At 68.7% G+C, this 19,747-nt stretch carries 31 protein-coding genes; 1 reads left to right on the top strand and 30 read right to left on the bottom strand.

Going from position 1 to position 19,747, the window contains the following annotated elements:
• Positions 1 to 47: 47 nt before the first annotated feature.
• From QOL16_RS16090 to infA, 7 genes are all read right to left on the bottom strand, one after another.
• Positions 48 to 1,160 (bottom strand): aromatic acid exporter family protein, encoded by a 1,113-nt coding sequence (locus QOL16_RS16090; protein ID WP_071285561.1) that lies wholly within the window; start codon positions 1,158 to 1,160, stop codon positions 48 to 50.
• A 221-nt stretch (positions 1,161 to 1,381) separates the two neighbouring features.
• Positions 1,382 to 1,924, bottom strand: a complete 543-nt coding sequence (gene rplQ / locus QOL16_RS16095) for a 50S ribosomal protein L17 (RefSeq protein WP_071246070.1) — start codon at positions 1,922 to 1,924, stop codon at positions 1,382 to 1,384.
• A gap of 66 nt (positions 1,925 to 1,990) precedes the next feature.
• Positions 1,991 to 2,986 (bottom strand): DNA-directed RNA polymerase subunit alpha, encoded by a 996-nt coding sequence (locus tag QOL16_RS16100; protein ID WP_065960011.1) that lies wholly within the window; start codon positions 2,984 to 2,986, stop codon positions 1,991 to 1,993.
• A gap of 223 nt (positions 2,987 to 3,209) precedes the next feature.
• Entirely contained in the window at positions 3,210 to 3,608 is a 399-nt protein-coding gene (gene rpsK / locus QOL16_RS16105; protein ID WP_017885507.1) for a 30S ribosomal protein S11, read from the bottom strand.
• Positions 3,609 to 3,617: 9 nt separating this feature from the next.
• Positions 3,618 to 3,992, bottom strand: a complete 375-nt coding sequence (gene rpsM, locus QOL16_RS16110) for a 30S ribosomal protein S13 (protein WP_058728274.1) — start codon at positions 3,990 to 3,992, stop codon at positions 3,618 to 3,620.
• Positions 3,993 to 4,140: 148 nt separating this feature from the next.
• Positions 4,141 to 4,257 carry a 50S ribosomal protein L36 gene (gene rpmJ / locus QOL16_RS16115; RefSeq protein WP_022903266.1) on the bottom strand — a complete coding sequence of 39 codons (117 nt, stop codon included), beginning with the start codon at positions 4,255 to 4,257 and terminating at the stop codon, positions 4,141 to 4,143.
• A gap of 70 nt (positions 4,258 to 4,327) precedes the next feature.
• Positions 4,328 to 4,549 (bottom strand): translation initiation factor IF-1, encoded by a 222-nt coding sequence (gene infA, locus QOL16_RS16120; protein WP_017885509.1) that lies wholly within the window; start codon positions 4,547 to 4,549, stop codon positions 4,328 to 4,330.
• 288 nt (positions 4,550 to 4,837) lie between these two features.
• Here infA and QOL16_RS16125 point away from each other — a divergent pair, with 288 nt between their 5' ends.
• Entirely contained in the window at positions 4,838 to 6,133 is a 1,296-nt protein-coding gene (locus QOL16_RS16125; protein ID WP_254780327.1) for an LCP family protein, read from the top strand.
• Positions 6,134 to 6,577: 444 nt separating this feature from the next.
• Here QOL16_RS16125 and map read toward each other — a convergent pair whose 3' ends face one another.
• From map to rpsJ, 23 genes are all read right to left on the bottom strand, one after another.
• Positions 6,578 to 7,357 carry a type I methionyl aminopeptidase gene (map, locus tag QOL16_RS16130; RefSeq protein WP_071285391.1) on the bottom strand — a complete coding sequence of 260 codons (780 nt, stop codon included), beginning with the start codon at positions 7,355 to 7,357 and terminating at the stop codon, positions 6,578 to 6,580.
• Positions 7,358 to 7,416: 59 nt separating this feature from the next.
• A complete protein-coding gene (locus QOL16_RS16135; protein ID WP_071246068.1) occupies positions 7,417 to 8,007 on the bottom strand; it encodes an adenylate kinase in 591 nt (196 codons plus the stop codon).
• Positions 8,004 to 9,326: a preprotein translocase subunit SecY gene (gene secY / locus QOL16_RS16140; RefSeq protein WP_065960014.1), complete on the bottom strand. Its 1,323-nt coding sequence runs from the start codon at positions 9,324 to 9,326 to the stop codon at positions 8,004 to 8,006. The genes QOL16_RS16135 and secY overlap by 4 nt, the downstream gene beginning before the upstream one ends.
• 143 nt (positions 9,327 to 9,469) lie before the next feature.
• The gene (rplO, locus tag QOL16_RS16145; RefSeq protein WP_065960017.1) at positions 9,470 to 9,934 is read right to left on the bottom strand and encodes a 50S ribosomal protein L15; all 465 of its coding nucleotides are present in this window, start codon (positions 9,932 to 9,934) and stop codon (positions 9,470 to 9,472) included.
• Positions 9,931 to 10,116 (bottom strand): 50S ribosomal protein L30, encoded by a 186-nt coding sequence (rpmD, locus tag QOL16_RS16150; RefSeq protein ID WP_022906355.1) that lies wholly within the window; start codon positions 10,114 to 10,116, stop codon positions 9,931 to 9,933. The genes rplO and rpmD overlap by 4 nt, the downstream gene beginning before the upstream one ends.
• Complete coding sequence (rpsE, locus tag QOL16_RS16155; RefSeq protein WP_065960098.1) at positions 10,116 to 10,928, bottom strand: 30S ribosomal protein S5; 813 nt, start codon at positions 10,926 to 10,928, stop codon at positions 10,116 to 10,118. Before rpsE ends, rpmD begins: the two co-directional genes overlap by 1 nt.
• 5 nt (positions 10,929 to 10,933) lie before the next feature.
• Positions 10,934 to 11,305: a 50S ribosomal protein L18 gene (gene rplR / locus QOL16_RS16160; RefSeq protein ID WP_058742351.1), complete on the bottom strand. Its 372-nt coding sequence runs from the start codon at positions 11,303 to 11,305 to the stop codon at positions 10,934 to 10,936.
• Between the two features lie 2 nt (positions 11,306 to 11,307).
• Positions 11,308 to 11,844 carry a 50S ribosomal protein L6 gene (gene rplF, locus QOL16_RS16165; RefSeq protein ID WP_071246067.1) on the bottom strand — a complete coding sequence of 179 codons (537 nt, stop codon included), beginning with the start codon at positions 11,842 to 11,844 and terminating at the stop codon, positions 11,308 to 11,310.
• Between the two features lie 6 nt (positions 11,845 to 11,850).
• The gene (rpsH, locus tag QOL16_RS16170) at positions 11,851 to 12,249 is read right to left on the bottom strand and encodes a 30S ribosomal protein S8 (RefSeq protein ID WP_065960021.1); all 399 of its coding nucleotides are present in this window, start codon (positions 12,247 to 12,249) and stop codon (positions 11,851 to 11,853) included.
• Between the two features lie 154 nt (positions 12,250 to 12,403).
• The gene (gene rplE, locus QOL16_RS16175; RefSeq protein WP_071285393.1) at positions 12,404 to 12,994 is read right to left on the bottom strand and encodes a 50S ribosomal protein L5; all 591 of its coding nucleotides are present in this window, start codon (positions 12,992 to 12,994) and stop codon (positions 12,404 to 12,406) included.
• A complete protein-coding gene (rplX, locus tag QOL16_RS16180) occupies positions 12,994 to 13,353 on the bottom strand; it encodes a 50S ribosomal protein L24 (RefSeq protein WP_065960025.1) in 360 nt (119 codons plus the stop codon). Before rplX ends, rplE begins: the two co-directional genes overlap by 1 nt.
• 3 nt (positions 13,354 to 13,356) lie before the next feature.
• Positions 13,357 to 13,725, bottom strand: a complete 369-nt coding sequence (gene rplN / locus QOL16_RS16185; protein ID WP_017885523.1) for a 50S ribosomal protein L14 — start codon at positions 13,723 to 13,725, stop codon at positions 13,357 to 13,359.
• A 31-nt stretch (positions 13,726 to 13,756) separates the two neighbouring features.
• A complete protein-coding gene (gene rpsQ, locus QOL16_RS16190) occupies positions 13,757 to 14,041 on the bottom strand; it encodes a 30S ribosomal protein S17 (protein WP_065960027.1) in 285 nt (94 codons plus the stop codon).
• Positions 14,041 to 14,361, bottom strand: coding sequence for a 50S ribosomal protein L29 (gene rpmC / locus QOL16_RS16195; RefSeq protein WP_065960029.1), 321 nt, complete (start codon positions 14,359 to 14,361; stop codon positions 14,041 to 14,043). Before rpmC ends, rpsQ begins: the two co-directional genes overlap by 1 nt.
• Positions 14,361 to 14,780: a 50S ribosomal protein L16 gene (rplP, locus tag QOL16_RS16200; protein WP_065960031.1), complete on the bottom strand. Its 420-nt coding sequence runs from the start codon at positions 14,778 to 14,780 to the stop codon at positions 14,361 to 14,363. Before rplP ends, rpmC begins: the two co-directional genes overlap by 1 nt.
• A gap of 2 nt (positions 14,781 to 14,782) precedes the next feature.
• Positions 14,783 to 15,589, bottom strand: coding sequence for a 30S ribosomal protein S3 (gene rpsC, locus QOL16_RS16205; RefSeq protein ID WP_065960033.1), 807 nt, complete (start codon positions 15,587 to 15,589; stop codon positions 14,783 to 14,785).
• The gene (gene rplV / locus QOL16_RS16210; RefSeq protein WP_017885528.1) at positions 15,589 to 15,981 is read right to left on the bottom strand and encodes a 50S ribosomal protein L22; all 393 of its coding nucleotides are present in this window, start codon (positions 15,979 to 15,981) and stop codon (positions 15,589 to 15,591) included. The genes rpsC and rplV overlap by 1 nt, the downstream gene beginning before the upstream one ends.
• 25 nt (positions 15,982 to 16,006) lie before the next feature.
• Complete coding sequence (gene rpsS / locus QOL16_RS16215; RefSeq protein WP_017885529.1) at positions 16,007 to 16,288, bottom strand: 30S ribosomal protein S19; 282 nt, start codon at positions 16,286 to 16,288, stop codon at positions 16,007 to 16,009.
• 11 nt (positions 16,289 to 16,299) lie between these two features.
• Positions 16,300 to 17,139, bottom strand: coding sequence for a 50S ribosomal protein L2 (gene rplB / locus QOL16_RS16220; RefSeq protein WP_065960035.1), 840 nt, complete (start codon positions 17,137 to 17,139; stop codon positions 16,300 to 16,302).
• 18 nt (positions 17,140 to 17,157) lie between these two features.
• Positions 17,158 to 17,457, bottom strand: coding sequence for a 50S ribosomal protein L23 (gene rplW / locus QOL16_RS16225; protein WP_065960036.1), 300 nt, complete (start codon positions 17,455 to 17,457; stop codon positions 17,158 to 17,160).
• Positions 17,454 to 18,113 (bottom strand): 50S ribosomal protein L4, encoded by a 660-nt coding sequence (gene rplD / locus QOL16_RS16230; protein ID WP_065960037.1) that lies wholly within the window; start codon positions 18,111 to 18,113, stop codon positions 17,454 to 17,456. The genes rplW and rplD overlap by 4 nt, the downstream gene beginning before the upstream one ends.
• Before the next feature lie 2 nt (positions 18,114 to 18,115).
• Entirely contained in the window at positions 18,116 to 18,769 is a 654-nt protein-coding gene (gene rplC / locus QOL16_RS16235) for a 50S ribosomal protein L3 (protein ID WP_022903285.1), read from the bottom strand.
• A 12-nt stretch (positions 18,770 to 18,781) separates the two neighbouring features.
• Complete coding sequence (gene rpsJ / locus QOL16_RS16240; RefSeq protein ID WP_022903286.1) at positions 18,782 to 19,090, bottom strand: 30S ribosomal protein S10; 309 nt, start codon at positions 19,088 to 19,090, stop codon at positions 18,782 to 18,784.
• Positions 19,091 to 19,747 lie beyond the last annotated feature (657 nt).

A 19,747-nucleotide genomic window follows, 5' to 3' on the forward strand; every position in this document is an offset into this window, starting at 1 on the left:
ATCCTACCGACGCCGTGCGACGACCCCGGGCGGCGACGCGTCCGGGGTCAGCGCTTCTCGCCGAACGGCCCCGTCTTCGTGTCGACGTCCTGGGTCGCCCGCTTCTCCGACTCCAGGATCCCGCGCAGGGCGACGATCGCGCTCGCGGTGACGGCCACGCTCGACGGGTTCTCCCGGCTGGCGTCGAGGGCGCGCTCGAGCGTCGCGAGTGCCTCGTCGCCCGCGTCCTCCGGGCAGTCCCCGCGCACCACGCACGCGACCTGGCGCAGGGCTGCGGCGAGCGGCTCCGCGAACGACGGGTCCGGACGGCCGATGTTGTCCGCGACCGGGCCGGACCGGGCGACGAGCTCGGTGAGGTCCGTCGTGTACCAGGCGGCCCGTTCGAGGGCTCGGAACCGGGCCCCGTCGGTCGCCAGGCGCGCCCGCGACCCGCGGAGCACCCCACGGGGGTTCCACCGACGGCTCTCCTGCGCCACCGACACCCGTTCGCGCACGTCCTCGATCGCCGCGTCGAGCCGCGCCTGCTGCCGGTCCCACGCGCGGGTGTCGGGCTCGCCCTGGTCGAGCACGGCCGCGAGGTCGTCGAGGTGCTCCGCGAGCACCGCGTTGACCTGGTCGATGCGCCGCTCGGCGTCCCAGAAGTGCAGCGGCGGCACGATCAGCGAGTTCACCAGCAGCCCGATGCCGATCCCGATGCCCATCTGCACGACGTACGCGAACGAGTACCCCTCGGCGTTGCCCCCACCGACGAGCAGGACGAACAGCGCCGCCATCGGGACCCACGAGTACCCCTCGCCGAGCACCCGGAACCCGCTGACCAGCACGCCGAGGCCCACCGCGAGGGCCACCGCGACCACGCCCGGGTCGCCGATGAGCATCGTGAACCCGGCGATGAGGATGCCGAGCGTGATCCCGACGAGCGTCTGCAGACCGGCCCGGACGCCCGCGAACACGGTGGTCCGCATCGCCACGATCGCCCCGAGGGGTGCGTAGTACGGGTAGTCGGCCGCGACCCCGGGGGCGTGCTTCGCGAGCGTCCACGCGATCGTCGCCGCGAGCGCGGCCTTCGCCGCGAGCAGCAGCCGCGGCTGGGTGCCCGAGTCGCGGCTCCACTGCCAGAGGCGGCGCCCGGCGCCCGTGATGCGTTCTGCTCGTGCCATGTCGGCGGCCAAGCTAGCCGCGGACCGCTGTGAGCGTTGACGGCGAGCGGGGCGGGACGGGAGGCACGTGGCGGCCGTGCTGTGCGCCTCCATCCGTCGGACGATCAGACGGGAGGCGCGTGGCGGCGGTGCACCGCGCCTCCCGTCCGGCATGCGGTCGCCGACGCGGAGAAGCCCCCGCGACGTACGTCGCGGGGGCTTCTCCGATGTTGGTGCTGGACCTACTTGGCGTCGTCCGCCTTGGCGGCGGCGTCGGCCTCGACCTCGGCAGCTGCGTCGGTCTCGGTCTCGGCCTCGACCGGGGTCGACTCCTCGGTGGTCTCGGTCTCGTCGACCGGGGCCTCCTCGACCGGCGCGGCGGCGGCCGGGGCCGCCTTGCGCTGCACCGGGGCGGGCGAGCTCGAGACCGGCTCGAGCACGAGCTCGATCGACGCGAGCGGCGCGTTGTCACCCTTGCGGAAGCCGAGCTTCGTGATGCGGGTGTACCCGCCCTGGCGGTCCTCGACCTGGGGCGCGATCTCCGTGAACAGCGTGTGCACGACGGACTTGTCACGCAGCTGCGCGATGACGCGACGGCGCGCGTGCAGGTCGCCACGCTTCGCGAACGTGATGAGACGCTCGGCGACGGGACGGAGGCGCTTGGCCTTCGTCTCGGTGGTGGTGATGCGGCCGTGCGTGAACAGGGCGTTGGCGAGGTTGCTCAGGAGCAGGCGCTCGTGGGCGGGGCCGCCACCGAGGCGGGGGCCCTTGGTGGGCTTCGGCATGTCAGTTCTCCAGTGGTGATGGTGGTGCGCGCTGCGTCAGCGGCGCGCGTGCGCGTCAGCGCGAGGTCAGTTGCTGGACTCGTCCTCGTCGTACCCGCTGTAGAAGTGGGCGCCGTCGAATCCGGGGACGGTGTCCTTGAGGGACAGGCCGAGCTCGGTGAGCTTGTCCTTGACCTCGTCCACCGACTTCTGACCGAAGTTGCGGATGTTCATGAGCTGCGTCTCCGACAGGGCGACGAGCTCGGACACCGTGTTGATGCCCTCCCGCTTCAGGCAGTTGTAGCTGCGCACCGACAGGTCGAGGTCCTCGATCGGGGTCTGCAGCTCGTTCGAGAGCACGGCGTCGACCGGCGCGGGGCCGATCTCGATGCCCTCGGCCGCGGTGTTCAGCTCGCGGGCGAGACCGAACAGCTCGACCAGCGTGCGACCGGCCGACGCGATGGCGTCGCGCGGCGTGATCGCGGGCTTCGACTCGACGTCGACGACCAGGCGGTCGAAGTCCGTGCGCTCACCGGCACGCGTCGCCTCGACGCGGTAGGTGACCTTGAGGACCGGCGAGTAGATCGAGTCGATCGGGATCTGACCGGCCTCGCTGAACTCCGAGCGGTTCTGGGTCGCCGAGACGTAGCCGCGGCCACGCTCGATCGTCAGCTCGAGCTCGAAGCGCGCGGTGTCGTTCAGGGTCGCGATGACGAGGTCCGGGTTGTGGATCTCGACGCCGGCCGGAGCGGAGATGTCCGCTGCGGTGACCTGACCGGCACCCTGCTTGCGCAGGTACGCGGTGATCGGCTCGTCGTGCTCGCTGGAGACGACGAGGCTCTTGATGTTGAGGATGATCTCGGTGACGTCTTCCTTGACACCGGGGACGGTGCTGAACTCGTGGAGGACGCCGTCGATGCGGATGCTGGTGACAGCCGCGCCGGGGATCGAGGAGAGGAGCGTGCGGCGCAGCGAGTTGCCGAGGGTGTAACCGAAGCCCGGCTCGAGCGGCTCGATGACGAAGCGCGAGCGGAACTCGGAGATCGACTCCTCGGTCAGGGTGGGGCGCTGTGCAATGAGCACTGTGGGATTCCTTTCGGCGGAGTGTCCGCTATATGACACTCGGCGGTACGACGGGGCCGACCGGGCCCCGACGGGTCTGTTGAGTTGTGATCACGCGCACCGACCGGCCACGGGGACCGGCGGTGTGCGATCGAACGACCAGGAATGGCCGCGGGCCCCGCCCGCCCCGGACCGGGATGACCCGGTCAGGGGACGAGCAGGGCGCGGCCGGTTGCTCCTCGCGTCAGACGCGGCGGCGCTTCGGCGGGCGGCAGCCGTTGTGCGCCTGCGGGGTGACGTCGTTGATCGAGCCGACCTCGAGGCCAGCGGCCTGGAGGGAGCGGATCGCGGTCTCGCGACCCGAGCCCGGGCCCTTGACGAAGACGTCGACCTTCTTGACACCGTGCTCCTGCGCCTGACGGGCGGCGGACTCGGCGGCGAGCTGCGCCGCGAACGGCGTCGACTTGCGCGAACCCTTGAAGCCCACGGCACCCGAGGACGCCCAGCTGAGGACGGCGCCCGACGGGTCGGTGATGCTGACGATGGTGTTGTTGAACGTGCTCTTGATGTGGGCCTGGCCCACGGCGACGTTCTTCTTCTCCTTGCGGCGCGGCTTGCGCGCGGCAGTCTTGGGGGTAGCCATGATGATCTCCTATCGGGCCTTCTTCTTGCCTGCCACGGTGCGCTTCGGTCCCTTGCGGGTACGCGCGTTGGTCTTGGTGCGCTGACCACGCACCGGGAGACCACGACGGTGGCGGAGACCCTCGTAGCTACCGATCTCGACCTTGCGGCGGATGTCGGCGGCGACCTCACGGCGGAGGTCACCCTCCACCTTGAAGTTGCCCTCGATGAAGTCACGGAGGGCGACGAGCTGGTCGTCGGTCAGGTCCTTGACGCGGATGTCACCGGAGATACCGGTCTCGGCGAGTGCCTGGACCGCGCGGGTCCGGCCGACGCCGTAGATGTACGTGAGTGCGATCTCCACGCGCTTCTCGCGCGGGATGTCGACGCCTGCTAGACGTGCCATGTGCTGGCTGCTCCTGTTGTCGATGGAGGTGTGGCGCAGTACCGGTGCCCGGGCCTCCGCCCCGAGGTGTCCCCCCGCCGGTGACCTGGGTCACGACGGGGTTCTGGTACTGCGTGTTCGGTGTTGAGTTGTGGGTCCTGCTGGGAGCTCAGCCCTGGCGCTGCTTGTGACGCGGGTTGCTCTTGCAGATCACCATGACGCGGCCCTTGCGGCGGATGACACGGCAGTGCTCGCAGATGGGCTTGACGCTGGGGTTGACCTTCATGGTTGTTTCCTCGTGCTCGCTGGCTTCGTGCTCGGCGGGTTCGCCGGGCCGTTCCTTTCCAGCTCGCGGATCACTTGTAGCGGTAGACGATCCGGCCGCGGGTCAGGTCGTACGGGCTCAGCTCCACGATCACGCGGTCCTCGGGGAGGATGCGGATGTAGTGCTGGCGCATCTTCCCGGAGATGTGCGCGAGGACCTTGTGTCCGTTGGTCAGCTCAACGCGGAACATCGCGTTGGGCAGAGCTTCGAGCACCGAGCCTTCGATCTCGATGACGCCGTCTTTCTTGGCCATAGCCTCACTGTCGCTTGATTGGATTACCGGTGTGATCCCCGAGCCGGTCTGCGGGTCGGGCGCCACGCCAGAAGGCATGGCACACCAAGGGTCGATCCTAGGCGACAGCGGGCCGATTGCCAAGTGCGGGCCGGTCCGACCCCTCGTCTGGGGCTTCCGCAAGGGTTCCTGAGCGTTCCACAGTGGGTTGTCGGGCTGCTCCGGGCCGCGGAGCAGCGGTGCGCCCGTAGCCTGGCCGACGCACCGACCGGGTCCCGGTCGGCGACCGGACCCCCGATCGGAGACCCCGTGCCGCACGATCCCCGCCGCCCCATCGCCCGACACGGCCGACTCCCCCGCCGTCGGGCGTGGACCACGGCCGCCACGGTGGTCGCCGCCGCGCTCGCGGTCGTCCTCGTCAGCGGCACCAGCGTCGCCGGCATCGCGGCGGTCCAGCTCGCGACCGCGCCGCACACCGTGCAGCTGAGCACCGACGACCAGAACACCGCGAAGGTCGCCGACATCACGGCGATCAAGGGCGGAGCGAACATCCTCCTCGTCGGCAGCGACACCCGCATCGGCCAGTTCGACTCGGACGAGAACGTCGAGGGCGCGCGCAACGACGTCACGATCCTCGTGCACGTCTCCCAGGACCATCAGCAGCTCACGGCGGTCAGCTTCCCGCGCGACCTCAAGGTCCCGATCCCGGCGTGCACCAACCCCCAGACCGGCACCACCTACCCGGCCGCGAACAAGGAGCTGCTCAACGAGGCGCTCGGGCACGGCGGCCTGTCGTGCGTCGTCGACACCGTCGAGAACCTCACCGGCCTGACCGTCCCGTACGCCGGCCTCATCACCTTCGACGGCGTCATCGAGATGTCGAACGCCCTCGGCGGCGTCGACGTCTGCGTCGCGAAGACGATCCACGACTCGTACACCGGGCTGCAGCTCACCGCGGGCGACCACACGCTCGAGGGGCAGGACGCCCTCGCCTTCCTCCGCAGCCGCCACGGCGTCGGCGACGGCAGCGACCTCGCCCGGATCAGCTCGCAGCAGGTCTTCCTGTCCGCCCTGCTCCGCAAGGTCGCCTCGGACGGCACCCTGTCGAACCCCGTGACCCTCTACAAGCTCGCGGGTGCCGCGCTGTCGAACATGACCCTGTCCGACGGCCTCGCCCAGACCCGCACACTCGTCGGCCTCGCCTCGACGCTGCGCGGCATGAGCACGTCCAACATGCTCTTCGTGCAGTACCCCGTGGTCGACGACCCGACGGACACGTCGCACGTGCTCGTCGCGCAGGAGCCCGCGCACGCCCTCAACGTCGCGCTGCAGCAGGACGTGAAGACCTCGCTCACCGACTCGAGCACGGGCCGGGCGTCGACGCTGTCACCGGACGCGCAGGCCTCCGCGCCCGCGCAGGCACCGGCCTCCGGGACGGGTGGCGGGACCGGCACCGGGACGGGCGGCGGCACGGACACCGGGGCCGGCACCTCGGGCACCGGGGAAGCCACGGCCGGTTCGACCCCGAGTCCGAGCGCCACCCCGCTGCCGTCGAGCATCACCGGGCAGAGCGCCTCCGAGCAGACCTGCTCGCGCGGCAACTGACGCGGTCGCGAGGCTGCTGCGGGCTGCCGGCCATGGCCCGCTGACGCGGTCGCGGGGCTGCGGGCTGCGGGCCGGGGGCCCCGGAGCCGGGCGTGGGGTCGCAGTCACGGGCGTCCGGACCGCTGGCTCAGCCCTGCGGGTCGCTGTCGCGATCCGCGGGACCGCTGACCCGGGCGCGAGCGCGGGGCGGCCCACCCGGCGGGATGTCGGCGCGGAGCCCGCCGGACGGCCCGCCGTCGGACGGGAGCCGGACCGAGGGACCCGGCAGACCGACGGACGGGAACCGACACGACCGAACCGCCCCGCGCCTCCCGAGCTGCCATGCCTGCGGACGGGAACCGTCGCGGCCGAGCCGCGCGGTGCCTCCCGAACCGACCCACGGACGGGCTGGACCCGACACGGCGGAACCCACCCGCGCCTCCCGGCCCGAGCGACCGACGCTGCCTAGGCGATCGGGACGGGCGTCACGCCGAGCGCTGCGAGGCCTGAGGCGCCCCCGTCGGAGGCCGTCGTGACCCAGATGCCGTCCGCGTGCACGGCAACCGTGTGCTCCCAGTGCGCGGCGTCCGAGCCGTCGAGCGTCCGGATGGTCCAGTCGTCGTCGTCCGTCGAGCTGTCGATCGTGCCGGCGGTGACCATCGGCTCGATGGCGACCACGAGTCCGGGCCGGACCGCGGGCCCGGCACCGCGGACGCGGTAGTTGAAGACGGGCGGATCCTCGTGCATCGAACGGCCGATGCCGTGCCCGGTGAAGTCCTCGACGATGCCCCAGGCGCCGGTCTCGTCGATCGCGTCCTCGATCACCGCGCCGACCTCGTTGAGGTTGCGGGCGTGCGCGAGTGCCGCGACGCCGTGCCACAGCGCACGCTCCGTGGTGTCGCACAGCGTCTGCCGCGCCGCGGTCAGCGGTGCGTCCCCACCCGGGAGCACCGTCGTGAACGCACTGTCGCCGTTCCACCCGTCGACCTCCGCGCCGGCGTCGACCGACACGATGTCGCCGGGCTGCAGGACACGGTCACCGGGGATGCCGTGCACGACCTCGTCGTTGACCGAGACGCACAGCGTGTGGCGGTAGCCCGGCACGAGCTGGAAGTTCGGGATGCCGCCGCCGTCACGGATGGTGCGTTCTGCGATCGCGTCGAGCTCGCCGGTGGTGACACCGGGTCGGATCGCCTGCCGCACCGCCGTGAGGGCTGCCTCGGTCAGCAGCCCGGGACGGACCATCGCCCGGAGTTCCTCAGGGCTCTTGTAGATCGACGGCTTGCGACGTCGCACGAGCGGGCTCAGACGCCGGCGGTGAGGCCGCGCGAGACCAGGGCCGCCTGGATGCGGTCGCCGACCTCGTCGATGGTGCCGAGGCCGTCGACCTCGACCACGAGTCCACGCTCGGCGTAGGACGCGACGATCGGTGCGGTCTCCTGCGTGTAGACCTCCTGGCGACGACGGATGGTCTCCTCGTTGTCGTCGCTCCGACCCTGCTTGGCGGCACGGTCGAGCAGACGGCTGACGAGCGCGTCCTGGTCGGCCACGAGCTGCACCACGGCGTCGATCCCGGCGCCCTGCTCGGCGAGCAGTGCGTCGAGGTAGGCCACCTGGCCGACGGTGCGGGGGTACCCGTCGAGCAGGAACCCGTCGACCGCGTCGGCCTCGGCGAGACGGGACTTCACGAGCTCGTTCGTCAGTTCGTCGGGCACGTAGTCCCCGGCGTCCATGATCGCCTTCGCCTGGACCCCGAGCGGGGTGCCCTCGGACACGTTCTTGCGGAAGATGTCACCGGTCGAGATCGCGGGGACCCCGAACGACTCGGCGATGCGGCCCGCCTGGGTGCCCTTCCCGGCTCCGGGAGGTCCGACGATGATGAGACGTGCGCTCAACGGAGAAGCCCTTCGTAGTGACGTTGCTGCAGCTGCGAGTCGATCTGCTTCACGGTCTCGAGACCGACACCCACGATGATGAGGATGCTCGCGCCACCGAACGGGAAGTTCTGGTTCGCGCCGAACAGCGCCAGTGCTGCCAGCGGGATGAGCGCGATGAGACCGAGGTAGAGCGCACCGGGCAGCGTCACCCGGGTCAGGACGTAGTCGAGGTACTCCGCCGTCGGACGGCCGGCCCGGATGCCCGGGATGAAGCCGCCGTACTTCTTCATGTTGTCGGCGACCTCTTCGGGGTTGAAGGTGATCGCGACGTAGAAGTACGTGAAGCCGACGATGAGCAGGAAGTACAGGACCATGTAGAACCAGTTGTCACCCGAGGTCAGGTTCGCCTGGATCCAGGTCACCCACGCGGCCGGCGCGGAACCGTCCGAGGGCTGGTTGAACTGCGCGACCAGGGCCGGCAGGTACAGCAGCGACGAGGCGAAGATGACGGGCACGACGCCGGCCATGTTCACCTTGATCGGGATGTAGGTGTTGTTGCCCCCGTACGTGCGACGGCCGACCATGCGCTTGGCGTACTGCACGGGGATCCGCCGCTGCGACTGCTCGACGAAGACGACGGCCATCATGATGACCAGGCCGACCAGGATGACGAACAGGAAGAGCTCGAAGGACTGCGACTGCTCGATCGCCCAGAGCGCGGACGGGAACTGCGCTGCGATGGACGTGAAGATGAGCAGGGACATGCCGTTGCCGATGCCGCGCTCGGTGACGAGCTCGCCCATCCACATGATGAGGCCGGTTCCGGCGGTCAGCGTGACGACCATGAGCATGATCGCGTACCAGCTGTCGTTCGAGATGATCGACGAGCAGGAAGCCGAGGCGTTCGTGCCGAACAGGGCGCCGGAGCGGGCGACGGTGATCAGGGTGGTGGACTGCAGCACGCCCAGCGCGATGGTGAGGTAGCGCGTGTACTGCGTCAGCTTCGCCTGACCCGACTGCCCCTCCTTGTAGAGGGCGTCGAAGTGCGGGATGACCACGCGCAGGAGCTGCACGATGATCGACGACGTGATGTACGGCATGATGCCGAGCGCGAAGACCGAGAGCTTCAGCAGCGCGCCGCCGGAGAAGAGGTTGATCAGGTCGTAGAGGCCGCCGGAGGACGACGCGCTGGCGAGACAGCTCTGCACGGCGGCGTAGTCGACGAACGGTGCGGGGATGTACGACCCCAGACGGAACAGCGCGATGATCGCGAGGGTGAAGCCGATCTTCTTGCGAAGATCGGGGGTGCGCATGATGCGCGCGACCGCTCTGAACACGAGGACTCCGAACTGCTGGGACCGGCGACCTGGTCGAGGTCGGCACGGTGTCGATCGGCAGGGCCGACCCGGCCGACGGACGGCCACTGTCAAGGAAACCGTAACGGCGGCCCGTGCGCAAACGCACGGGCCGCCGACGGGGATTACTGGGAGACGGAGCCGCCAGCAGCTGCGATCTTCTCGGCGGCGGACGCCGAGACCTTGTCGACCGCGACCGTGAGCTTCACGCTGATGTCACCCTGACCGAGAACCTTGACCTTCTCGTTCTTGCGGACGGCGCCCTTGGCCACCAGGTCCGCGACGGTGACGTCGCCACCGTTCGGGTAGAGCTCCGCGAGCTTGTCCAGGTTCACGACCTGGTACTCGACGCGGAACGGGTTCTTGAACCCGCGGAGCTTCGGGGTGCGCATGTGCAGCGGCATCTGCCCACCCTCGAAGCCGACCTTGACCTGGTAACGAGCCTTCTGGCCCTTGGTACCACGGCCGGCGGTCTTGCCCTTCGAGCCCTCACCGCGACCCACGCGGGTGCGGTCCTTCTTGGCGCCCGCGGCGGGGCGGAGGTGGTGCAGCTTCAGCACCTGCACGCGCTCGTTCTTCTCGTCGCTCATGCGTCGACCTCCTCGACCTTCACGAGGTGCGCGACCGTCGCGACGTACCCGCGGTTCTGGGCGTTGTCCTCACGCAGGACCGTACGGCCGATGCGCTTGAGACCCAGGCTGCGGAGCGTGTCGCGCTGGTACTGCTTCTCGCTGATAACGGACTTCGTCTGCGTGATCTTCAGCATCGCCATCACGCACCTGCCTTCTCGGTCGCGGCACGCAGGGCTGCGGCCTCGGCGCGGAGCAGGCGGGCCGGGACGACCCGGTCGACGTCGAGGCCACGACGGCTGGCGACGGCGCGGGGCTCCTCGAGCTGCTGCAGCGCCTCGACGGTCGCGTGCACGATGTTGATGGTGTTCGACGAGCCGAGCGACTTGCTCAGGACGTCGTGGATGCCGGCGCACTCGAGCACGGCGCGGACCGGACCACCGGCGATGACACCGGTACCGGCAGCAGCCGGACGCAGCAGGACGACACCGGCAGCGGCCTCACCCTGGACGGGGTGCGGGATCGTGTTGCCGACGCGCGGGACGCGGAAGAAGTTCTTCTTCGCCTCCTCGACGCCCTTGGAGATCGCGGTGGGGACTTCCTTCGCCTTGCCGTAACCGACACCGACGAGGCCGTTGCCGTCACCGACGACGACGAGCGCCGTGAAGCTGAAGCGACGACCACCCTTGACGACCTTCGAGACGCGGTTGATGGTCACCACGCGCTCGAGGAACTGGCTGTCGCCACCGCGGTTGTTGCGGTCACGACCCTGCTGACGGTCACGGCCACCGCCACGACGGCCGCGCTGGTCGGCGTTGTCGCGGTTGTTGGACGCGGAGCCCGCAGCGGTCTCGACGGGGCGCTCGGCGACCGCAGGAGCGTCCGCCTCCTTGCCGGTCGTCGCCTTCGCAGCGGTCTCGGTCGCAGCAGCGGTGTCGGTCTCGACAGCGGTCTCGGTCTCGACAGCGGCCTCGGCCGGCGTCTCGGTCTCGGCCGCTTCGTTGTTGTTCGCGATGTCGCTCACAGGTTCAGCCCTCCTTCACGGGCACCATCGGCGATCGCGGCGACGCGACCGGCGTACTTGCTACCACCGCGGTCGAAGACCACGGCCTCGACGCCGGCAGCCTTCGCACGCTCGGCGAGGAGCTCGCCGACGCGACGGGCCTTGGCCGTCTTGTCGCCGTCGAACGACCGGAGGTCGGCCTCCATCGTCGACGCGCTGGCCAGGGTGTGACCCTGGGCGTCGTCGATGACCTGGACGAACACGTGGCGCGACGACCGGAAGACAGCGAGGCGCGGACGCGACTCGGTGCCGGTGATCTTCTTGCGGAGACGGTTGTGACGGCGCGCCTTGGCGGCCGACTTGCTCTTTCCTCGGATACCGAGAGCCATGATCACTTACCTGACTTTCCGGCCTTGCGGCGCACGATCTCGCCGGCGTAGCGGACACCCTTGCCCTTGTAGGGCTCGGGCTTGCGCAGCTTGCGGATGTTGGCAGCCACCTCGCCGACGGCCTGCTTGTCGATGCCCGAGACGGTGAGCTTGTTGTTGCCCTCGACGGCGAAGCTGATGCCCGCCGGCGGCTCGACCGTGATCGGGTGGGAGTAGCCGAGCGCGAACTCGACGTTGCTGCCCTTGGCCTGCACGCGGTAACCGGTGCCGACGACCTCGAGGCCCTTGGAGTAGCCCTGGGTCACGCCGACGATGTTGTTCGCGATCAGGGTGCGGGTGAGGCCGTGCAGGGCACGGGACTCACGCTCGTCGTCCGGGCGGGTGACGAGGACCTGGTTCTCCTCGACCTTGGCCTGGATGGGCTCGGCGACGACGAGCGCGAGCTCGCCCTTCGGGCCCTTGACCGCCACGGTCTGACCGTCAACGGAGACGGAGACCCCGGCGGGGATGTCGATGGGAAGACGTCCGATACGAGACATTGTCGATCACCACACGTAGGCGAGGACTTCCCCACCCACGCCCTTCTGCTCGGCTTCACGGTCGGTGAGCAGTCCCGACGAGGTCGAGAGGATCGCCACGCCGAGGCCACCGAGGACCTGGGGGAGCTCCGTCGACTTCGCGTAGACCCGGAGACCGGGCTTCGAGACGCGCTTGATGCCGGCGATCGAACGCTCGCGCTCGGGGCCGTACTTCAGGTCGATCGTGAGGGTCTGCCCGACGCGGGCGTCCTCGATCTTCCACTCGCTGATGTAACCCTCGCGCTTGAGGATCTCGGCGATGTTCTTCTTCAGCTTGGAGCTGGGAAGCGAGACGGCGTCGTGGTGCGCCGAGTTCGCGTTCCGCAATCTGGTCAGCATGTCTGCGACCGGATCGGTCATCGTCATGATGGTCGTCCATTCTTCGCCTGGTTTCGACACCCGTTCCACGAATGCCGACCTGAGCGATCGGGGTGATCCCGGAGCGGTTCCCCGGGATCGGTGTGTTCAAGGGTGCGGGCCGGAGGACGTGAATCCTCCGGCCCGCACCGCCCGAAGTAGCTTAGACCGTCTGCTCGGCCGAACGGAACGGGAACCCGAGCTGGCGGAGCAGCGCGCGTCCCTCGTCGTCCGTCTTCGCGGTGGTCACGACGGTGATGTCGAAGCCACGCACGCGGTCGATGCGGTCCTGGTCGATCTCGTGGAACATCGACTGCTCCGTGAGACCGAACGTGTAGTTGCCGTTGCCGTCGAACTGCTTGTCGCTGAGACCGCGGAAGTCGCGGATGCGGGGCAGTGCGAGGGTGACGAGCCGGTCGACGAACTCCCACGCGCGGTCACCACGGAGGGTGACGTGCGCGCCGATGGCCTGACCCTCGCGCAGCTTGAACTGCGCGATGGACTTGCGGGCCTTCGTCACGATCGGCTTCTGACCCGTGATCGCCGTGAGGTCCTTGACGGCCCCGTCGATGATCTTCGAGTCGCGAGCAGCCTCGCCGACGCCGGTGTTCACGACGACCTTGACCAGGCCAGGGACCTGCATGACGTTCGCGTACCCGAACTGCTCGGTGAGGGCAGCCTTGATCTCGTTCTTGTACTTCTGCTTGAGGCGCGGTTCGACCTTGGTCGCCGGCGCTGCAGTCGTGTCGGTCATCAGAGCTTCTCACCCGACTTCTTGGCGTAGCGGACGCGGACGGTCTTCTTGACGCCGTCCTTCTCCACCTCTTCGATGCGGAAACCGACGCGGGTCGGCTTCTTGGTCTTCGGGTCGACGATCGCGACGTTCGAGACGTGGATCGGAGCCTCGTGCTGCTCGATGCCACCGGTCTTCGAACCGCGCTGCGTCTGGCCGACGCGGACGTGCTTCGTGACGAAGTTCACGCCCTCGACGACGACCCGGTTCTTGTCCTTGAGGACCTCGAGGACCTTGCCCTGCTTGCCCCGGTCACCGCCGCGCTCCTGCTTGGCGCCCGTGATGACCTGGACGAGGTCGCCCTTCTTGATGTTCGCCATGGCTTACAGCACCTCCGGCGCGAGCGAGATGATCTTCATGAACTTCTTGTCACGGAGCTCGCGACCGACCGGACCGAAGATGCGCGTTCCGCGCGGGTCGCCGTCGGCCTTGAGGATCACTGCCGCGTTCTCGTCGAACTTGATGTAGGAGCCGTCCTGACGACGGGTCTCCTTCTTGGTGCGAACGATGACCGCCTTGACGACGTCACCCTTCTTCACGTTGCCGCCGGGGATGGCGTCCTTCACCGTGGCGACGATGACGTCACCGAGGCCGGCGTAGCGACGACCCGAGCCACCGAGCACGCGGATGGTCAAGATCTCCTTGGCACCCGTGTTGTCGGCGACCTTCAGGCGGGATTCCTGCTGAATCACTGCTGTCTCCTATTCCGAAGCAGGCCGGGGCCTACTTGGCCTTCTCGAGGATCTCGACCAGGCGCCAGCGCTTCGAGGCGCTGAGGGGACGGGTCTCGCTGATCACGACGAGGTCGCCGACACCGGCGGTGCCGAGCTCGTCGTGGGCCTTCACCTTGGACGTGCGGCGGATGATCTTGCCGTAGAGCGCGTGCTTCACGCGGTCCTCGACCTCGACCACGATGGTCTTGTCCATCTTGTCGCTCGTCACGTAGCCGCGACGCGTCTTGCGGTAGCCGCGGGTGGAGGCGGCGGAGTTGAGCTCTTCGTTCGCCATCAGTTCTCCTCGGCGGTAGCGGCCTCGGTCGACTCGGCGGGCTTGTCAGCCTTCTTCGTCGTCTTCTTGGCCTTGGTGGCGGTCTCGACGGGCGCGGGAGTGGCACGGATGCCGAGCTCGCGCTCGCGGAGGACGGTGTAGATGCGTGCGATGTCGCGCTTGACGGCACGGAGACGACCGTGGCTCTCCAGCTGGCCGGTGGCCGACTGGAAGCGGAGGTTGAAGAGTTCCTCCTTGGCCTTCTTCAGCTCGTCAGCGAGACGCTCGTTCTCGAACGTGTCGAGCTCCGTCGGACGGAGCTCCTTGGAACCGATCGCCATTATGCGTCGCCCTCCTCGCGCTTGATGATGCGTGCCTTGAGGGGCAGCTTGTGGATTGCACGGGTCAGCGCCTCACGGGCGATGTCCTCGCTGACGCCGGAGAGCTCGAAGAGCACACGACCCGGCTTGACGTTGGCGACCCACCACTCGGGCGAGCCCTTACCGGAACCCATGCGGGTCTCAGCCGGCTTCTTGGTGAGCGGGCGGTCCGGGTAGATGTTGATCCAGACCTTGCCGCCACGCTTGATGTGACGCGTCATGGCGATACGAGCGGACTCGATCTGACGGTTGGTCACGTAGGCGGGGGTCAGCGCCTGGATGCCGTAGTCACCGAACGACACCTTGGTGCCACCGGTCGCCTGGCCCGAGCGCTTCGGGTGGTGCTGCTTGCGGTGCTTGACTCGACGGGGGATAAGCATGGTTACGCCTCAACTCCTGCGCCGGCCGGCGCGTCCTGCGGGGCCTGCTGCTGGCGGCCGCCGCGGTCGCCGCCACGGCGGTCCCCACGGTCGCTGCGCTCGCCACGCGGGCCGCCACGACGCTCGGGGCGCGACGAACGCTGGTTCGCCTGCTCGCGAGCGAGCTCCTTGTTCGTGATGTCGCCCTTGTAGATCCAGACCTTCACGCCGATGCGGCCGAACGTGGTCCGGGCCTCGTAGAAGCCGTAGTCGATGTTCGCGCGGAGCGTGTGCAGGGGCACACGGCCCTCGCGGTAGAACTCCGAGCGCGACATCTCGGCGCCGCCGAGACGACCGGACACCTGGATACGGACACCCTTGGCACCGGCGCGCTGTGCACCCTGCAGGCCCTTGCGCATGGCGCGACGGAACGCGACACGAGCGGAGAGCTGCTCGGCGATGCCCTGCGCGACGAGCTGGGCCTCGGTCTCGGGGTTCTTCACCTCGAGGATGTTGAGCTGGATCTGCTTCTTGGTGAGCTTCTCGAGCTCGCCACGGACGCGCTCCGCCTCGGCGCCACGGCGACCGATGACGATGCCCGGACGCGCGGTGTGGATGTCCACGCGGACGCGGTCACGGGTGCGCTCGAGCTCGATGCGGGCGACGCCTGCGCGGTCGAGGGTCTTCTTCAGGTACTCGCGCACCTTGATGTCCTCGGCCACGTAGTCGGCGTAGCGCTGGCCGGCCTTCGTGCTGTCGGTGAACCAGTGCGAGACGTGGTCCGTCGTGATCCCGAGACGGAAGCCGTACGGGTTGACCTTCTGGCCCATTAGTTGCTCGCCTTCTTGCTCGTCGCGGCAGCCTCGACCTCGTCCGGCGTCGCGAGGACGACCGTGATGTGGCTGGTGCGCTTGTTGATGCGGAAGGCGCGGCCCTGGGCGCGCGGCTGGAACCGCTTCAGGGTCGTGCCCTCGTCGACGAAGACGCGGCTCACGTAGAGGTCGCGCTCGTCGAGGAAGCTGTTCGTCGAGTCAGCCTTGACCCGTGCGTTGGCGATCGCCGAGGCGACCAGCTTGTACACGGGCTCCGAAGCGCCCTGGGGGGCGAACTTCAGGATGGCGAGCGCCTCGTGGGCCTGCTTGCCGCGGATCAGCTCGATGACGCGACGGGCCTTCTGAGGCGTGACGCGGATGTGTCGCACACGTGCGATCGACTCCACCATTTCGTTCCTCCTCTGCGTCGCCGCCTCAGCGGCGACGGCCCTTCTTGTCGTCCTTCACGTGACCACGGAAGGTGCGGGTCGGCGCGAACTCGCCGAGCTTGTGACCGACCATCGACTCGGTGACGAACACCGGGATGTGCTTCCGACCGTCGTGCACGGCGATCGTGTGACCGAGCATGTTCGGCACGATCATCGAGCGACGCGACCAGGTGCGGATCACGTTCTTGGTGTTGGCCTCGTTCTGCGTGACGACCTTGCGGAGCAGGTGCTCGTCGACGAAGGGGCCCTTCTTCAGACTGCGTGGCATCTTCTGAACTCCTACTTGCGCTTCTTGCCGGCGTTACGGCGACGGACGATGAGCTTGTCGCTCGGCTTGTTCGACTTGCGCGTGCGACCCTCGGCCTGACCCCACGGGCTGACCGGGTGACGACCACCGGACGTCTTGCCCTCGCCACCACCGTGCGGGTGGTCGACCGGGTTCATCGCGACACCACGCACGGTCGGGCGGACGCCCTTCCAGCGCATCCGGCCGGCCTTGCCCCAGTTGATGTTCGACTGCTCGGCGTTGCCGACCTCGCCGATCGTGGCGCGGCAGCGGGCGTCGACGTTGCGGACCTCGCCCGACGGCAGACGGAGCTGCGCGTAGGGGCCGTCCTTGGCGACGAGACGCACCGAGGCGCCGGCCGAGCGGGCCATCTTCGCGCCGCCACCGGGGCGGAGCTCGATCGCGTGGATCACGGTACCGACCGGGATGTTGCGCAGCGGCAGGTTGTTGCCGGGCTTGATGTCCGCGCCCGGGCCCTGCTCGATGACGTCGCCCTGCTTGAGCTTGTTCGGCGCGATGATGTAGCGCTTCGTGCCGTCCACGTAGTGCAGGAGCGCGATGCGCGCCGTGCGGTTCGGGTCGTACTCGATGTGCGCGACCTTGGCGTCGACGCCGTCCTTGTCGTGACGACGGAAGTCGATCACGCGGTACTGGCGCTTGTGGCCACCACCGATGTGGCGGGTCGTGATGCGACCCGAGCTGTTGCGGCCACCGGTCTTCGGCAGCGGACGAAGCAGCGACTTCTCCGGCGTCGAACGGGTGATCTCGGCGAAGTCGGCGACCGACGATCCGCGACGACCCGGGGTGGTCGGCTTGTAGTTACGAATAGCCATGATTTATCCCTCTGGTCCTCAGCCGACAGCCGTGAAGATGTCGATCGAACCGGACTTGAGCGTCACGATGGCGCGCTTGGTGTCCTTGCGCTTGCCCATGCCGAACTTCGTGCGGCGGGTCTTGCCCGGACGGTTCAGGGTGTTGATGCTCGCGACCTTGACGTCGAAGATCTTCTCGATGGCGAGCTTGATCTCGGTCTTGTTCGACCGGGGGTCCACGATGAACGTGTACTTGCCCTGGTCGATCAGGCCGTAGCTCTTCTCCGAGACGACCGGCGAGATGATGATGTCGCGCGGGTCCTTGTTGAAGCCGCTCATGCGGAGATCTCCTTCGCGGTCTTCGACGCGATGAAGGCGTCGAGTGCGCTCTTGCTGAAGACGAGGGCGTCGGACTTGAGCACGTCGTAGGCGTTGAGCTGGCCGTACGAGAGCGCGTGGACACCCGGCAGGTTGCGGATCGACTTGAGCGTCAGCTCGTCGTCCGACTCGAGCACGACGAGCACGTTCTTGACGGGCGCGACCTTCTCGATGAGCGTGCGGGCGGTCTTGGTCGACGGCACGTCGGCCGAGACGAAGCCCTCCACCGCGGAGATGCGGCCACCGCGGGCGCGGTCCGAGAGCGAGCCGAGCAGAGCCGCGGCGATCATCTTCTTCGGGGTGCGCTGCGAGTAGTCGCGCGGGGTCGGTCCGTGGACGACGCCACCGCCGGTGTGCTCCGGTGCGCGGACCGAACCCTGACGGGCGCGGCCGGTGCCCTTCTGCTTGAACGGCTTGCGACCAGCACCGCGGACCTCGCCGCGGTTCTTGGTCTTGTGGGTGCCCTGACGCGCGGCGGCGAGCTGCGCGGTGACGACCTGGTGGATCAGCGGGACGTTGGTCTCGACGTCGAAGAGCTCAGCGGGCAGCTCGATGCTGCCGGCGACGGCCCCGGTCGCGTCGAGGACGTCGATCGTGGTTGCGGTCTCGGTGGCCATGATCACTTACCCTTCACGGCGGTGCGGACGAAGACGGAGCGGCCACGAGCACCGGGGACGGCGCCCTTGACGAGCAGCAGACCCTTCTCGGCGTCGACGGCGTGCACCGTGAGGTTGAGGACGGTCACGCGCTCGCCGCCCATGCGACCAGCCATGCGCATGCCCTTGAAGACACGCGACGGGGTCGACGAGGCGCCGATCGAACCGGGCTTGCGGTGGTTGCGGTGCGCACCGTGCGATGCGGAGACGCCGGCGAAGCCGTGGCGCTTCATGACACCGGCGAAGCCCTTGCCCTTGGAGGTGCCGACGACGTCGACCTTCTGGCCCGCCTCGAACGTGTCGACGGTGAGCTCCTGGCCGAGCGTGTACTCAGCGGAGTCGTTGGTGCGGATCTCCGTGAGGGTGCGACGCGGGGTCACGCCAGCGGCCTCGAAGTGGCCAGCGGCCGGCTTGTTGACCTTGCGCGGGTCGATGGCGCCGGCGGCGATCTGGATCGCCTCGTAGCCGTCGCGCTCGACGTTGCGGATCTGGGTGACCACGTTCGGGCCGACCTCGATCACGGTGACGGGGATGAACTTGTTGTTCTCGTCCCACACCTGGGTCATCCCGAGCTTCTTGCCGAGGAGGCCCTTGACGGTCTTGGTTGAGTTCGCCATTGGTCAGCCCCCTTACAGCTTGATCTCGATGTTGACGTCAGCCGGGAGGTCGAGTCGCATGAGCGAGTCGACGGCCTTCGGCGTCGGGTCGACGATGTCGATGACCCGCTTGTGCGTGCGCTTCTCGAAGTGCTCGCGCGAGTCCTTGTACTTGTGAGGGGAACGGATCACGGTGACCACGTTCTTCTCGGTGGGGAGCGGCACCGGGCCGACCACGGTCGCACCGGCACGGGTCACCGTGTCGACGATCTTCCGGGCCGACGTGTCGATGACCTCGTGGTCGTACGACTTGAGCCGGATGCGGATCTTCTGTCCCGCCATGTGTCTCTTTGTCCTCTCTGCGCCGCGCACCCTTCCGGGCCGCCTGACGCCGCCGCCACCGTGCATTCCTGCAGGGCTTGGCTGTTTTCCTGAACCAACCGGCCGCATCCCGGGGGATGACCGCTGTTCTCCTGTCAACCGCGCGGAGCGACCTTGGCCGTCCAGCGTGGGCATGTCGCGTCCCTCGCACTCCGGGCACAGCTGCGCCCGAGGTGGTGTTGGGGACTCGATCGTGTTCTGCTGCCTGCGGCCCAACCCAGCTCCGCTGAACGGAGGGGTTGTGCACTGCCAGAGCAGTGATCCTGCGGGCGCGAGCACCCGCGGAGTTCGGAACCGGACAAGTCTCTCACGGGTGTGGCATCCCTGCAACCCGGGCGTGTCGCTTTTTTCCGGAGGCCGACTCCCCCGGGAACACGGGGATCGGACGGGTACCCGGGCAGGGTGTCCGGTCGCCGCGGAGACCGCGCCGGACGCCGTCGTGGAGGGCCCGGTAGTGAGGGGCGGGCGCGCGCGTCACACACCTTCGCGACGGGTCCCCCGATGGTCGGCAGGCGCGTCAGCCCTGGGCAGAGCAGCCCGCCTCCGCCATCGGTCACCGACGGCCGGGAGGCGCGGCGCGACGCCGCCACGGACCTCACCTTGCGCCTCGGTCGCCGA

Source organism: Curtobacterium sp. MCBA15_004 (genome assembly GCF_001865055.2).
GTDB lineage: Bacteria > Actinomycetota > Actinomycetes > Actinomycetales > Microbacteriaceae > Curtobacterium.

Bases quoted from the DNA above. Each gene is read 5' to 3' on its own strand.
- map (WP_071285391.1), bottom strand. From the start codon at position 7,357: ATGGTCCGTCCCGGGCTGCTGACCGAGGCAGCCCTCACGGCGGTGCGG.
- rplW (WP_065960036.1), bottom strand. From the start codon at position 17,457: ATGAGCGGCTTCAACAAGGACCCGCGCGACATCATCATCTCGCCGGTC.
- rpmJ (WP_022903266.1), bottom strand. From the start codon at position 4,257: ATGAAGGTCAACCCCAGCGTCAAGCCCATCTGCGAGCACTGCCGTGTC.
- rplP (WP_065960031.1), bottom strand. From the start codon at position 14,780: ATGCTTATCCCCCGTCGAGTCAAGCACCGCAAGCAGCACCACCCGAAG.
- rpsC (WP_065960033.1), bottom strand. From the start codon at position 15,589: ATGGGCCAGAAGGTCAACCCGTACGGCTTCCGTCTCGGGATCACGACG.
- rpsS (WP_017885529.1), bottom strand. From the start codon at position 16,288: ATGCCACGCAGTCTGAAGAAGGGCCCCTTCGTCGACGAGCACCTGCTC.
- rpsQ (WP_065960027.1), bottom strand. From the start codon at position 14,041: ATGGCGAACGAAGAGCTCAACTCCGCCGCCTCCACCCGCGGCTACCGC.
- rplC (WP_022903285.1), bottom strand. From the start codon at position 18,769: ATGGCGAACTCAACCAAGACCGTCAAGGGCCTCCTCGGCAAGAAGCTC.
- rplE (WP_071285393.1), bottom strand. From the start codon at position 12,994: ATGACCGACACGACTGCAGCGCCGGCGACCAAGGTCGAACCGCGCCTC.
- rplF (WP_071246067.1), bottom strand. From the start codon at position 11,844: ATGTCTCGTATCGGACGTCTTCCCATCGACATCCCCGCCGGGGTCTCC.
- rplD (WP_065960037.1), bottom strand. From the start codon at position 18,113: ATGGCCACCGAGACCGCAACCACGATCGACGTCCTCGACGCGACCGGG.
- rplR (WP_058742351.1), bottom strand. From the start codon at position 11,305: ATGGCTCTCGGTATCCGAGGAAAGAGCAAGTCGGCCGCCAAGGCGCGC.
- rpsH (WP_065960021.1), bottom strand. From the start codon at position 12,249: ATGACGATGACCGATCCGGTCGCAGACATGCTGACCAGATTGCGGAAC.
- rplX (WP_065960025.1), bottom strand. From the start codon at position 13,353: ATGGCGAACATCAAGAAGGGCGACCTCGTCCAGGTCATCACGGGCGCC.
- infA (WP_017885509.1), bottom strand. From the start codon at position 4,549: ATGGCCAAGAAAGACGGCGTCATCGAGATCGAAGGCTCGGTGCTCGAA.
- rpsK (WP_017885507.1), bottom strand. From the start codon at position 3,608: ATGGCTACCCCCAAGACTGCCGCGCGCAAGCCGCGCCGCAAGGAGAAG.
- rpmD (WP_022906355.1), bottom strand. From the start codon at position 10,116: ATGGCGATGCTGAAGATCACGCAGACGAAGTCCGTTATCAGCGAGAAG.
- rpsJ (WP_022903286.1), bottom strand. From the start codon at position 19,090: ATGGCGGGACAGAAGATCCGCATCCGGCTCAAGTCGTACGACCACGAG.
- rplO (WP_065960017.1), bottom strand. From the start codon at position 9,934: ATGAGCGACGAGAAGAACGAGCGCGTGCAGGTGCTGAAGCTGCACCAC.
- rplB (WP_065960035.1), bottom strand. From the start codon at position 17,139: ATGGCTATTCGTAACTACAAGCCGACCACCCCGGGTCGTCGCGGATCG.
- rpsM (WP_058728274.1), bottom strand. From the start codon at position 3,992: ATGGCACGTCTAGCAGGCGTCGACATCCCGCGCGAGAAGCGCGTGGAG.
- rplV (WP_017885528.1), bottom strand. From the start codon at position 15,981: ATGGTGGAGTCGATCGCACGTGTGCGACACATCCGCGTCACGCCTCAG.
- rpmC (WP_065960029.1), bottom strand. From the start codon at position 14,361: ATGGCGATCGGTTCCAAGGAGCTCCGTCCGACGGAGCTCGACACGTTC.
- rplQ (WP_071246070.1), bottom strand. From the start codon at position 1,924: ATGCCGAAGCCCACCAAGGGCCCCCGCCTCGGTGGCGGCCCCGCCCAC.
- QOL16_RS16090 (WP_071285561.1), bottom strand. From the start codon at position 1,160: ATGGCACGAGCAGAACGCATCACGGGCGCCGGGCGCCGCCTCTGGCAG.